General features: G+C 60.0%; 13 protein-coding genes. 5 read left to right on the top strand and 8 right to left on the bottom strand.

Translation table 11 applies throughout. The features are described from left to right. Positions 1-9: 9 nt before the first annotated feature. The 5 genes from NKJ18_RS12090 to NKJ18_RS12070 form a co-directional block, all read right to left on the bottom strand. Positions 10-831, bottom strand: coding sequence for a carbohydrate ABC transporter permease (locus tag NKJ18_RS12090; RefSeq protein WP_352758292.1), 822 nt, complete (start codon positions 829-831; stop codon positions 10-12). Beyond that, positions 832-1,770: a carbohydrate ABC transporter permease gene (locus NKJ18_RS12085; protein WP_023670984.1), complete on the bottom strand. Its 939-nt coding sequence runs from the start codon at positions 1,768-1,770 to the stop codon at positions 832-834. Then, positions 1,770-3,107: an ABC transporter substrate-binding protein gene (locus NKJ18_RS12080; RefSeq protein WP_023806080.1), complete on the bottom strand. Its 1,338-nt coding sequence runs from the start codon at positions 3,105-3,107 to the stop codon at positions 1,770-1,772. The genes NKJ18_RS12085 and NKJ18_RS12080 overlap by 1 nt, the downstream gene beginning before the upstream one ends. Before the next feature lie 66 nt (positions 3,108-3,173). Next, complete coding sequence (locus tag NKJ18_RS12075) at positions 3,174-3,833, bottom strand: GntR family transcriptional regulator (protein ID WP_352758291.1); 660 nt, start codon at positions 3,831-3,833, stop codon at positions 3,174-3,176. A 23-nt stretch (positions 3,834-3,856) separates the two neighbouring features. Then, entirely contained in the window at positions 3,857-4,741 is an 885-nt protein-coding gene (locus NKJ18_RS12070; RefSeq protein WP_352758290.1) for a dihydrodipicolinate synthase family protein, read from the bottom strand. Between the two features lie 571 nt (positions 4,742-5,312). On the opposite strand from NKJ18_RS12070, the gene NKJ18_RS12065 reads away from it, so the two are divergent. From NKJ18_RS12065 to NKJ18_RS12050, 4 genes are all read left to right on the top strand, one after another. Continuing rightward, entirely contained in the window at positions 5,313-6,455 is a 1,143-nt protein-coding gene (locus tag NKJ18_RS12065; RefSeq protein ID WP_352758289.1) for a hypothetical protein, read from the top strand. A 175-nt stretch (positions 6,456-6,630) separates the two neighbouring features. Then, positions 6,631-6,855, top strand: a complete 225-nt coding sequence (locus NKJ18_RS12060; RefSeq protein ID WP_352758288.1) for a hypothetical protein — start codon at positions 6,631-6,633, stop codon at positions 6,853-6,855. A 257-nt stretch (positions 6,856-7,112) separates the two neighbouring features. Then, positions 7,113-7,895 carry a glycosyltransferase family 2 protein gene (locus tag NKJ18_RS12055; RefSeq protein WP_196813777.1) on the top strand — a complete coding sequence of 261 codons (783 nt, stop codon included), beginning with the start codon at positions 7,113-7,115 and terminating at the stop codon, positions 7,893-7,895. 17 nt (positions 7,896-7,912) lie between these two features. After that, the gene (locus NKJ18_RS12050) at positions 7,913-8,569 is read left to right on the top strand and encodes a TVP38/TMEM64 family protein (protein WP_023688606.1); all 657 of its coding nucleotides are present in this window, start codon (positions 7,913-7,915) and stop codon (positions 8,567-8,569) included. A gap of 8 nt (positions 8,570-8,577) precedes the next feature. Here NKJ18_RS12050 and NKJ18_RS12045 read toward each other — a convergent pair whose 3' ends face one another. The 3 genes from NKJ18_RS12045 to NKJ18_RS12035 all read right to left on the bottom strand — a co-directional run bounded on the left by NKJ18_RS12045 (position 8,578) and on the right by NKJ18_RS12035 (position 12,068). Next, entirely contained in the window at positions 8,578-9,903 is a 1,326-nt protein-coding gene (locus tag NKJ18_RS12045) for a hypothetical protein (RefSeq protein WP_352758287.1), read from the bottom strand. Between the two features lie 135 nt (positions 9,904-10,038). Beyond that, positions 10,039-10,758, bottom strand: coding sequence for a Stf0 family sulfotransferase (locus NKJ18_RS12040; RefSeq protein WP_352758286.1), 720 nt, complete (start codon positions 10,756-10,758; stop codon positions 10,039-10,041). Then, positions 10,755-12,068 (bottom strand): glycosyltransferase, encoded by a 1,314-nt coding sequence (locus NKJ18_RS12035; protein ID WP_352758285.1) that lies wholly within the window; start codon positions 12,066-12,068, stop codon positions 10,755-10,757. Before NKJ18_RS12035 ends, NKJ18_RS12040 begins: the two co-directional genes overlap by 4 nt. Positions 12,069-12,255: 187 nt before the next feature. On the opposite strand from NKJ18_RS12035, the gene NKJ18_RS12030 reads away from it, so the two are divergent. After that, a complete protein-coding gene (locus NKJ18_RS12030) occupies positions 12,256-13,026 on the top strand; it encodes a hypothetical protein (RefSeq protein WP_352758284.1) in 771 nt (256 codons plus the stop codon). Positions 13,027-13,035: the final 9 nt, after the last annotated feature.

Below are 13,035 nucleotides of genomic sequence, written 5' to 3'. Positions count from 1 at the left end.
GGCCGTGCCTCAGCCGCCCTTGACGGCGCCTGCGGTCAGCCCGGCGACGATCTGCCTTTGCGCGAACAGGGTCAGCACCAGCACCGGCAGCGTCACCACAAGTGCTGCGGCGGCGAGCGGACCCCAGCTCACCTGCTCGTAGGAAAGCATGTTGTAGACGGCGACCGGCAGCGTGCGAGTCTCGCGGCTGGCGAGCACAATGCCGAAGACGAAATTGTTCCATGAGAAGATGATCGACAGGATGAAGGCGACGACAATGCCCGGCTTGGCGATGGGCAAGGCGACCAGCCGGAACACCTGCCAGGAACTGGCGCCATCAATGTTGGCCGCTTCTTCCAGCTCCATCGGCGTGGTCTCGAAATAGCCGATCATCACCCAGACCACGATCGGCACCGTCACCACCAGATGGATGATGATCTGCGGCCACAGTGTGCCGAGAATGCCGACCCACTGGAACAGCAGGAACAGCGGAATGAGATAGGAAAGCCCCGGCGTCATGCGGGCGATCATGATGACCACCGCCGAGCGTTCGGCCTTGAGCCGCGCGATGCCATAGCCCGCCGGCACGCCGATCAGCAGCGCCAGCAACGTTGCCGTGCCCGTCACCAGAACCGAATTCCAGAAATAGAGCAGGAAATTGTTCTCCTCGAATACCTTCACATAGTTCGACCAGGCGAGATGTTTCGGGATCAGAATCGGCGGGTATGCACCGTTGTCGATCTCGAACTTCAGCGACAGCGAGACCATCCAGAGGAAGAACAGGATCGCCGGCGAGACGAAGACCAGAGCCGCGAAAAACAGCCCGATCCGGTTGAGCAGCCGTGAACTCATCTATTTGCCCTCCACCCCGATCCATTGGGAGCGCTGGCGCAGCATCAGCAGGATGAAGGACAGCGCGACGATGACGATGAAGAACACCACGGCCATGGCCGAGCCATAGCCGATGTCGTAGTAGGAGAAGGCGGTGTTGTAGAGATAGATGTTGATGGTTTCCGAGGCCGTGCCCGGTCCGCCCTGGGTCATGGCATAGATGATGTCAAAACTTTTCAGCGCATCGATAGTGCGGATGATCATCGCGATCATCAGGAACGGCGCGATCATCGGCAAGGTGAGATAGCGGAATTGCTGCCAGGCGTTTGCGCCATCGATCTCGGCGCTCTCGAAGGGCTCGCGCGGCACGGAGGCCAAGCCGCCCAGCACGATCAGCATCACCAGCGGCGTCCACTGCCAGGTCTCGACCGCAACCAGGGACGGGATGACCGTCCTGGCATTAAAGATCCATTCCTGCGCCGGGATGCCGACCAGCGACAACAGATAGTTGAGCACGCCGAGCTGGGGATGGAACATCATCGTCCAGACCAGCGCCACGGCGACTGGCGTTGCCATCATCGGCATGACGAAGACGCCGCGCAACAGGCCGCGCAGCGGAAATTTGGCGTCGAAGATCAGCGCCGCGACAGTGCCGAGGAACATCGGCGCCGCGACCGAAAGCGCCGTGTAGGTCAGCGTATGGAAAAGCGATTCCCAGAAGCGTTGGTCGACTGCCAGCCGCAGATAGTTTTCCATCCCGGCAAAGCTTCGCGCCTGGCCGAGGGTCCAGCGGTTGACGCTCATCCACAGTGTGAAGGCCCAGGGAAAGACGATCACGGCGCCGACGACGACGAGCGCCGGGACGACGAAAGGCCAGTAGTTGGGAGCCAGACGGATGGTCTGGCCCCCTTCGATGGCTTGCGTCGTCACCCCGGTGCGTTCTGGGGTGATGGCGGACATCAGCCTTGCTCGCTCCGGTCGAGCACCGGCTGGAACTGCTCGGTGGCCTTCTTCAGTTCCTCTGCCGGATCGGCGCCGGCGATCAGATTGGTCAGCGCCACGCCATAGATGTCGCGGAACTCGGTGACCGGAATGATGACCGGCAGCGACAGCCGGCTGACATTGCCCGAGCCGACCACGGCATCCAGCCAGCTCGCCGGCATGGTGACGCCTTCGCGCACCTTGGGATCTTCCAGCACCGACTTGCGGAACGGCACGCCGGCACCCGCCTGCAGCAGGCGCGCGCCCATGGCGGGCGAAATCGCCCACTGGCAGAAGAGGTAGGCGGCCTCCTTCTTCTCGCTGGCGGCCGTCACGCCGAGGCCGTCGCCAAAGGTGCCGGCGGCATGCGCCTTGGGCCCCTTGGGCATGACGCCGTAGCCGACCTTGCCGACCACTCGTGACTTTTCCGGGTTTTCCATCGGCGGGGCAAAGCCGACGCCATCGAACCACATGCCGATCTTGCCTTGCAGGAAGGCGGACTGGGCTTCGGCCCAGTTGAATCCGGTGACGCCTGGAGGCGCCGACTTGGTCATCAGCCGCTGGTAGAGGCTGGCGGCCTCGACCGCCTCGGGCGAGGTCGTGCGCAGCTTGCCCTTGTCATCGAGCGGCGTCATGTCGTAGCCGAGCATCAGCGACGTCCACACCGGCGTGTTGGCGTTTTTCAGGCCGCGGGCGACAAAGCCGTAGGTGTTGGTCGACGGATCGGTCAGCGTTTCGGCGGCGGCCACCAGCTGCTCGAACGTCTCGGGGTATTTGAGGCCCTTGGCCTCGAACAATTCCTTGTTCCAGTAGACGATCCAGTAATCCACCGAGAACGGCAGCGAGCGCAGCACGCCCTGGCCGTCCTTGGCAAACAGCATGCCGGCATCGGCGAAATCGGTTTCCACCAGCGCAGGATCGGTCAGGGTCGGGTCGGCGAGATAGCCTGATATGTCGGCCAGCCAGTCGCCCTTTTCGAACTGGCGCTTCTGCACGTGGTAGCTCAGATGCACGACGTCGAAGCTCGGTTTGCCGGAGCTCAGTTCGATCACCGTCTTCTGGCGCTGCTGCTGTTCCGGCGTCGCTTCGGCATTGACCTTGATCCCGGTCAGTTCCTCGAACTCGGCGATGTATTTTATCAGCGTGTCGCTGCGCGGGCTTTTCACCAGATTGACGTCAAGCGTCGTTCCCGCAAAGCGCTTCCAGTCGACGCCGGCGGCAAAGCTTGGGCGAACGCCGGCAAAGCCGGCGGCGGCAAGGGCGGCGGTTCCCTGGAGGAGTTGCCTCCTGGTTGGGTTGAACAGATTGGACGACATTTTCTTCCTCCCGGTTGTTGTCGTTGTCGATTGCGCCGCAGCGACCGCGGCGCGGCTCATGCTTCCTCAGATTTGCAGCGCCAGCCGGCGCGCCTTTTCGATATGCTGGCTGATGGCCTCGACCGCCTTCCCAGGATCGCGGCTCTGCATCGCATCGATCACCGCCAGGTGCTCGCGCATGACCGGCACGACGCGCCCGTCGATACGGAACCGCTCCTGGTGGATCAGGCGGATCTTCACCGAATTCACCAGATAGGCCTTGGCGATGATCTCGTTGCCCAGCGCATCGATGAACGTGTCGTGCATGGCCCAGTCGATGGTCTGCGCCTTGGCCTCCATCTCCGGCGTCGGGGTTTGCGCCAGCGCCTGGGCAAGCATGTACTCATGCTCGCGCCGCAAGCGGGCAAGCTCGGCATCGGAGGCGCTTACCGTAAACAGCGCCACCGCTTCACGCTCCATGAACAGGCGGAACTGAAAGGCCTCGCGGATCAGGCTGATGTCTATATGGGCGATCTGCATGCCGCGCTGCGGGATGGTCGTCAGCAGTCCTTCCGCCTCGAGACGCGGCACGATCTCGCGAATGGCGCCGAGCGGCAGTCCGGTGAAGGCAACCAGCTCACGTTGCGACACGAACTGGCCCGGCTTGAAGTCGCGCGCCAGCAAATGCCGCGTGAAGCTGGCATAGGCCTTCTCCCTGAGGGTGGTCGGTTCGTTGCCGTCTTCCATTTCGGCGCGCTTCCCTTTGCCGGTCAGGCCGGTTCCCTGGCAAACAGGCTGTCATAGGCTGCGGCAAGCTGCTGCTGCCCTTGCAACGCAATCGGCTCCAGCGGCGGACGGACCGCCAGCCAGCGCTCGTCGCCGGTCTTGCGCGCCACCATGACCTTTACCGCGGGGGTGACCGGATATTTCAGCAATTCGAGCACAAAACTTTCGACGCGAGGATCGTCGCGCCCGTCCTCGGCCATGGCGCGGATTTCGCCCGGGACGAAATTGGCCATGCCCGAGATTGCACCTTGAGCACCCAGTCGCACCGCACGCGCCAGATGCCTTTCATCGCCGATCAGGATCACCAGATCGCCATAGGCGGCAAGCAGCGCCTCGCTGTAGCTCCAGTTTCCACCGGAATCCTTCACCCCGGCGACCACGTCGGGAAAAGCAGTGCGCAATCGGCCGATCAGGCCAAGCGAAAGCTGCACCATGGTAACCGAAGGGATGTTGTAGAGCAGCACGTCACGGGCGAGGGGGCCAAGCGCGGCAAAGACGGCGGAGAACCAGCCGAAAAGGCCCTCCTCGCCGACATTCTTGAAGTAGCTCGGCGGGGCCAGCAGAATGTTTCGGGCGCCTCGCTGCAAGGCATGCTGTGCCTGTTCGGCGGCGTCTTCGGCGGCGTCGACCAGCACGCCGGCAACGAGTTGATGCGGCAAGATTCCAGCAGCCAGCATGGCTTCGGTCACCGACCGCCGCTCCGTCGTGCCCACCGACGCGCCTTCCCCTGTGGTGCCGAAAAGCGTCACGCTGCCGCAACCCTGCGCCAGGCAACTTTTGGCCTGAGCGATCATGGGATCGGTGGCGATCTGCTCGCGGGCATCGAAAGGCGTGGCGAGAGCGGCCGAAAGGCCAAAGCGTGATGTCACCGGAAGGTCTCCGAAGTAGGTGTGTATGCCGTGCTAGCACACTAACATGTTAGTAGCAAATCGTGCCGGTTTTTTTACGATCAGAGGAGGGGTATGACGGAGGAATGGGATGTGCGGACCGTTTTCGGCACCGATGCGAAGGTGGTCAACTCTATCCAGCGCGCGGCCCTGCGCTTGACGAGGTAGCGGCGGGCTGATCTCATCAAAAGCATCTGGCGCGATGCAATTAGGGGCAACGACGTGATCGGGATCTTAGCGCTGATGCTTTTATGGCTAGGCCCTTCGGCGTATGTCATTTACCGCAAAGGCCTAACGAGGGCGGCTCTTTTTATACCGATTTCCCTCTTTGTTGGCTTGGCTGCCTTTTTCGGTTCTGCGCTTGTTGCACAGGAGCTAGGAGCGGTGGGAATTGCAGTTCCCGTGTTCATGTTGTTGGGAGGGATCGTGACAAACGCAGCCCATCTGAGGTTGGAGATGGGGCTTGGCTAAGTTGGTTGCCAATCGACGGCGCAACCTTGTCGTCACATCAGTCGCTGGCTAAACTCAGCCCTTCCCAGGGGAGGGTTCTGACATGACACTTCAGCTTTCGGCCGATGTTGTCGCTCCTAAGGCGGCGGCGCCTCAAAAATACCTCTTCGGCCCGGTCGCCGATTTCCTCATGCTGGGCGGCAGCGCGTTTCTCATCCTGCCGGTGCTGTTTCTCGTTCCCCTCGAATATGAGGGTCCGGTGGCCGCAACTATGGTGATCGTTGCCTATCTCGTGAACTATCCCCACTTCGCCCACTCCTACCAGCTTTTCTACCGCAATTTCGGGCGCAAGGTGACGGGCGACGGCTACGACAGGAGTCTGCAGCTTCGCTACATCTTCGCGGGCATTGTCGTGCCCCTCGTCATGGCCGGGTTCTTTGCTTATGGCGCGGCGGCGGCGAACACGCGCCTGCTCGGCTATGCCACCAACGCGATGTTCTTTTTTGTCGGTTGGCACTACGTCAAGCAGGGCTACGGCATGCTGATGGTGGATGCGGTGCTGAAGCGCAAATTCTTCGACGACCGCGACAAGAAGGTGCTGCTGGTGAACTCCTATGCGGTGTGGATCCTGGCATGGCTGCAGACGAATACGGCGGTCACCCAGGGCAAATATTATGGCCTGGACTATTACACATTCGCGGCCCCTTCCTGGATTACCGACATCGGCATGCTGGCGGCCGTTGCGTCGACGGCGGCCACGCTTTTGATGTTGGCCAATCGCTGGCGAAAGAACAGCGGCGGCCTGCCCTATAACGGTTTGGTGGCCTATGTCGCGTCGCTCTATCTCTGGATCCTGATTGCGCGCGTAAACCCGCTCTGGCTGCTGATCGTGCCCGCGCTCCACTCGCTGCAGTATCTCGCCGTGGTCTGGCGCTACCAGACGAACGTCGAGCGAGACAGTTCCGATGCCGAAGGCGATCCGCAGCCGAAAATCCTGTCCTTTCTCGGCCCCCTCTACAGGTTTCGGCTCTTCGGCTTTATCGTCGGCGGCACCGCCCTTGGCTATCTCGGCTTCTGGCTGATCCCATCCGCGCTGACGGCCTTGATCCCGTATGACAGGCAAGTGCTGGGGTCATCGCTGTTCTTCTTCATCGTGCTCATCTTCATCAATGTGCACCATTATTTTCTGGACAATGTGATGTGGCGCCGTGGCAATCCGGAGGTATCGAAGTATCTGTTCCGCTGACTGATGCGCAGACCGTCGAGCCCGGTTTTCGTCAGCTGTCGAGAGTATGCCATTGCGAGCGTGATCGTCAGTGCAACGGAGAGCCCTGGAATGGCGGAGTGCTTTTCCGAGAGCCGCCTGGAAAATACCCTGCGGTGGCATCTGTACCGGCGTTGGCGCCGCCGGCATGCCATCGATGATGAAGATGGACATTGAGGGCAGCGAAGCCGAATGCCTGGAAGCCATCCTCGAAGCTGGGCTGCAAGATGCTATCGGCGCCATTCTGGTTGAAACGCACGACCGGGTGTCGCCAGACATAGCGCATCGGGTGGAGCGCATTCGCCAACGCATCGCCCAGGAAACATCCGAAACATCAATCTGGAATGGATCTGACTGCGCGCCGTCGTTGCCCGGCAACTGACGGCCCCAGTTTGCTTGAACGGCTAACTTTAGGACAACCCGACCAGGGAAAGCGCCTTGCGCGGGACCCCGCTTTGCCAGCAGGCGCGCGAGTTCTGCCGTCGACTGGATTGGCGGCTCGACATAAACCGGGACCTCGACCACCACGGTCTCTCGTTCCGGCGTCGTTTGGTGCGGACGGAAACATTGCGTGGCGTTTTTGCCGCACGTGGATCGGGAAATGCTAGGCCGGCTTGCGCTATAGGATGTTTTCCGGCAATGGAAACGCAACATCGGGGCGTTAGCGTAGAAATGATTGATGGATTGCGTGTGGCGGTGATCATGCCCGCCTATAATGCGTCGGCTACACTGGAGAAGACCTACTTCGCCTTGCCGATGCAATTGATCGACGACGTTATTCTCACGGACGATCTCTCGAAGGACGATACTGTCGGCATTTCGCGACAGCTCGGCATTCACACAATCGAGCATTCGATCAACAAAGGCTACGGTGGCAATCAGAAGACTTGTTACGATGCGGCGCTGCAGCGCGATGCCGATATCGTCGTGATGCTTCATCCCGATTATCAATATTCGCCCAGGTTGGTGCCGGCGATTGCCTCGATGGTCGCCTCTGGCGAGTATGATTACGTCTTTGGTTCGCGCATCTTGGGCAAGGGTGCCCTGCGCGGCGGCATGCCGGTCTATAAATATATCGCCAATCGCTTTCTGACCCTGGTTCAAAACATTCTGATCGGTCAGAAAATGTCGGAGTTTCACACTGGCTTTCGGTGCTGGAGCCGGAAAGCGTTGACCGAGATTCCTTATCACCGGTGCTCGGACGACTTTGTGTTCGACAATGAGATGGTCTGCCAGGCCGTCTATCTCGGCCTGCGTGGTGGCGAGATGTCCTGTCCGACGAGATACTTCCCGGAGGCGTCGTCGATCAACTTTCGGCGTAGCGTCGTCTATGGCCTGGGTGTCTTGAAAACCGCGGCGAAGTTTCGCCTCAGCAAACTGGGCATTCGACAAGATCCGTTATTCGTCGGGAGCAATATCTGATGAGGCGTCGGGCACGAATGGCCCTCGGTGTGGCGGGCCTTGCGATGGTTCTCGTCCCCGCGGCGCTGTCGGGCTATCTCGACGATATCTTGCGGATCGCCAAAGCGAGCGTTCAGCAGACAGGGCTGTTCGGTTTCGTTGCGCTGGTCGTGATGCAGTTTCTAGTGGCCGCCACCGGCATATTGCCGGCGTCCCTGCTCGGGATCGCAGGCGGAGCGGTTTACGGATTCGCCGGTGGATCGGCAATGGCGCTCGTCGGGACTTTGGCCGGCGGCATCGTCGGCTACTACGTAGGCCGAAAGGGTCTGCAAAACGTTCCTTTTACCAACACGAAAATTGTTGGCGGCCTCGACAAGGTCAAACAGTTCCTTGCCGCTGACGGCTGGCGATCGGTTTTTCTGATCCGCCTGTCACCGGTCGTTCCCTTTGCCGCCACAAGCATTGCGCTGGGCGCGAGTGGAATTCGCCTCGCCGACTACGTGATAGGAACCGCAGCGTCGCTTCCCGCCCTTTTTGGTTATGTCTATGTCGGTTCATTGCTCGGCAATGCGGCGTCTCTCGAATCGCCTGAGTTTCACCAGGTTTTTTTGCTGATGCTGGCGGGAGGCGTTATTGCAGGCGCGACGTTGGTCGGCAGGTTCGTCATGTATCATCACAATTCCGAAACAACCTGATGTGCTTGTTAGCAGTGGTATTCTCCACAGTCTGGTAGCTGCACTCCGCCTGCTCCGGGGTAATTTACAAGCGTTTGCGATGGTGACGTGAGATGGGTCGTTGCCTGCGAGGACCAACTGGTGTGGGACGGTGTGAAGAACAAGCCGTCGACCATGGCGTTGTAGTCTCGATTTGCGAGGACCGCGCATAGGCAAATAGCAACCGCCGCGACCCTTGTAACCAACCTCCACGAAGACGCCCAAATCGCCAGAACGATCAGGAGTGTTGCGACTGGCGCGAAGTAATACCTGAAGCCAGATCCCGATTGGAGCAGTGACTCGGCACCTCCGACGGCGAGAATCGCAGTAGCCGAAAATTGCAGCGCAACGATCGGGACGAGCAGCAGGATGGGCTGGCGGCGGGCGAGGAAAACTGCAGCTCCAAGCACGCCAAGGAAGACGATAGCAGCTGCTATCAGTTCAAGCGTACCCGGTGTCAAGTTGCTGAAAAACAAGGCCGGCCAAAGGATTGCACCACCCACCTTGAGCAGGAACAGGTCTGGCAAGCTTGCGAAACCGAGAAACGTGAACGGCCGTACGGCCAAGCCGGTATTCGTTGCCGGCAACAGTGCGCAGCCGATCTGCGTCGCCAATCCAGGAATAGACCAAACCAGAGGTCGGACAAGATAAGGCTGCCGTAGCACAAAGCCGGCAGCCGCCCATGTGATAAGCGCGAAAGCTGCGGGGGTTCCTGTGAACGGCAGCACTAGAAGAAGACCGATATGAACGCGATTGAGCGGCTGTTTGAACGCCAAAGACCCAAAAACAAGCGCGGCATAAACAGGTGCCCAGCCTTTGATGTGCAGTGCCGTTCCGAATGTTTCCGATGCGGTGACGCAATAGAGCGCGGTCGCAACCGCCAACAGGATTCCGGTTCGCCACGATATTGATTGCGTTGTGCCGGCGACAACAAATGGAAACAGCAAAGCCACCAGAAGACCGGAGCCGGTGTCAACGACCGGCCACCACTGAAGTCCGGCCGACACCGCAACGGCTGAAGATAGGTTTGCCGCTAGATCGTAGTAATTGCTTGCCGGGTTGAACAGAGCGGCTAACGGACCGTTCGCATAGGCATAGCCGAAGTACAGAGGGCCAATTTCAGCCCAAACCCTGTAGAAGGTAAGCAACGCCGGGGCTCTTGCCGCGACCAGGATCGCAAACAGTATCCCTGCGACGATGGTACACTCGGTCTTACCCCTGGGGGATAACGAATCGTCTGCCCGGACATAAAGGAAGCTCAACCCTGCAAAGGCGAGAAACTCAACCAAAGTAAATGCATTGAACGGTGTCGACATCTGCCCCCCGGCTGGATGGCGTGGCGCCCCACGCGGTCTGGGGCGGTGATACAGACGGGATGGCGAAGAGTAAATGGCTACTTTTGCTACCCGCTCAGCAGCACTCCAGACAGCCCGAAGACGAATTCTGCGGAGCTAGATCAAGTCCAGGATGTTCGGGTCGCCGCGCTCTGCCCGGAAGCGGTCTGCCCATTCGAGGTTTGATGCATCCCTTTGCAGCTCAACGGTCACGTTGCCGGGGTCCAGCCTGGAGGGCGGCTTCAGGCCCATCAGCTCGGCGACCTGACTGACGGCGTGGCGAGGGTCCTCGATCATTGTCTCGTATTCGAACCGCAAGGGCTCGATACCGGTGCGCGCAAAGAACATCTCCCAGCGGGCTCGTTCACGAGCAAGGGCGTTGAGCTGGCTCTGGATCAGTCCAGCGTCGAAGATCGGCTTCTGGGCCATCGGTTGGCTCGATCGGTATTGTCCTGTCTGCAGCGCGCGTGCCCAGGAAATCGCTTGGCCAAGCAAGTCGCGTCTGGTGAGCAGCACGAAGCGAAGATTGGGAAGGGCATCGACCCAGTTCACCTCGCCCGAAATCCAGTCGTGCTGGTGGGCAAATAACTTCAAGCCGTAGATGCCGTTGGCAGTGGCGCCCATGGTAAGGATCTTCCAGACCTGGCCGGCGATATCCTTGGGGTAGTCCGGGTCATCGAAATAGCGCCGCCCGCCCCAATTGAAATATTCCAGCGGATGTCCGAGCAGGCCCGTGCCGCTCAGATGCTGGCACAAGAAATTGCTGCCGGATCGTGGCGAGGTGCAGATGCTGTAGCCACTCAATTTGTCGCGGTCCAAGCCGTCGAGCCCTGTCAATGTCCGGCCCCTTTACGCGCCCGAAGGAGAAGCTTTCTGATGAACAGGGGGATCATACCGTTGTACAGCCGCTTTATCTCGTCCACAAAATTTGAAAGGTTCGAAAGCTGTTCCTCCACCCGGCTCAGCACAGCCGGGTTGTCGCCCAGCGCGGCGGCTCGCGAGACAGCCTCGTCCAGAACAAGCTGCTGGGTTCTGGCGTTCTGTTCGCCAAGCTTCTCCAAAACTCGCGAGTTCGCGTGGGACTGCGCCAGAAGCGTCGCCAATTCGGGCGCATCCGGCCAGCCGTGCAATTCTTTCACGATGTGAAACCATCTTCGGCGTGGATGCGAGACCCCGATCTCTTCGATCCACACGGCGGTCGCAAGCGCGCGCTCATCGGGATTCAGCCCCCTGTCGGATCGCAGCACCTGATCATAGATGCGCACATGTTCCTCGACAAAATACGCGTCGCCGGCCGCCTTCCGAAAATAGGTGGACACCGCCGCGGCATCGTTCGCATCGAAACCGGATATCGCGCCCAGAAGATTTTCGACCGTGGTCGGCTTGGTCAAAAGCCCAACGCCCAGATTGAAGCGACGCCATGCCTCCATGTTTGCGCTGCTGAGCAATCCCGCAAAACCGCGCGCGTCGCAAACCACGACGGAACAGCCGACCGCAGCTGCCTCGATGGCCATCCGGGCGGTTGCGAACACGATGTCGTAACCAAGCAGATCCTGTTCCAGCTGCTGCGAAAACCGCCCGGTGGCTGGACCTAGCTCATCCAGCTGGATGCCACTTCTCGCACAGGCCTCACGAACCGCCGCCTGGTGCTCGAAATTCTTGGTCAGCAGCAGGCCTCGCGCGGGTCTGGCGGGGAGCGGTGGGCGCTGTTTGAAGCGATTGAGATCGACCGCGTTGTAGACAAGGCTCATCTGGTCGGCCGGTATGCCCCTCGACAGGCATTTGGCTCGGCACGCCTCGTCGACCGCAATCCAATGGCGTATCTGGGGATGCAGCATCGGCGCTTCGACTTCAAAGAAGGCGCTGTGACAGGAAAATACCGCTGGCACGTCGGGAAACCTGGCGAGCGCAGTCAGGCAGGGCGTCAGATGCTGGGCGTGAATGACATCGGGCCTTTCGACGATCTCGGCAATCCGATCGACGACATGATGCCCGCGCCGACGCATTCTATCGGCCATGTCGCCCAGAGTGGGAGCCAGCAGCATGGTCTGATGGCCGGCGCCGCGAAGCCCGTCGGCCAACAGTTCGACGGCCGCTTCCGATCCGCTGTTTCGCGACAGGGAGAGATTGGTGATAAGAATTCGCAACGGGCGATTCCTTGCTTGCGCACTACATCTGATATGAGAGAGAAAGGCGCATGAGTTTCTGGCAGCGTCTTAATTTGAAGCCGCTGACCAAACAAGCTTCGTCAGCATTGTCGCGGCCAAGGTTTGTGCCTGAATTTGTTCCAGGCCATTCGGCTCGATCGGACCAGAAACTGGATTGGAGCCATTGTTGCCTGAAAAGTCAGGAGAAAAACTGGAAAATGTGCTGATTCTCGCTCACCCCGGGCACGAACTCAGGATCCACCATTGGCTCGAGATCGCCAAACCAAGGGTCTATCTTCTGACCGACGGATCAGGCGGCAAGGAAACAACGCGAACCCGCTATTCGCGCGATCTGGTCGAAGCTGCGGGCGCGACACGCGGCGCGGTGTTTGGGGAAATTCCGGATGGCGCCTGGTACGAAGCGCTGCTGGCCGGGAACCATGATTTCCTGATCGACGTGTTTTCGAGAGTGCGCGCCGATCTAACGACCGCAAAGAGTGTCCAGATCGTATCGGATGCGGTCGACGGCTATAATCCCATACATGATCTTGCCTTTGCGTTTGGCCAGGCCCTCTGCCAAGGACTGCGAAAGACGGCACAGGTCGGCAAACAGCTTTGTTCCGCTGCGGTTCCAAATGTGGCGGGACGTGTCGAATCGGCAATTCAGCTTTCCCCGGCCGCGCGGGCGCGGAAGATAGCGGCTGTTGAAAACTATAGTCCCCTCGCCGATGAAGCGCGTCGGATACTCGAGAGGGATCCGCAATGCTTCGACAGGGAAAATCTGATGTCCCAGGATTTTGACTGGAATTCCTCCTGGACACCGGAGTGGGAGCGCATTGGTAAACAGCGCGTTGCCGATGGCCGCTACCGCCAATGCATTACATACAGGGATAATGTCCAGCCCGCCGCGCGGCGCCTCATGTCTGAAAGTGCTGCGGTATTTGCGGCCGCAAACTAAGTCTCAGGC

This window comes from Mesorhizobium sp. M0217, assembly GCF_040321955.1.
Classification (GTDB): domain Bacteria; phylum Pseudomonadota; class Alphaproteobacteria; order Rhizobiales; family Rhizobiaceae; genus Mesorhizobium.
This window is presented reverse-complemented; position numbering and strand designations above follow the sequence as displayed.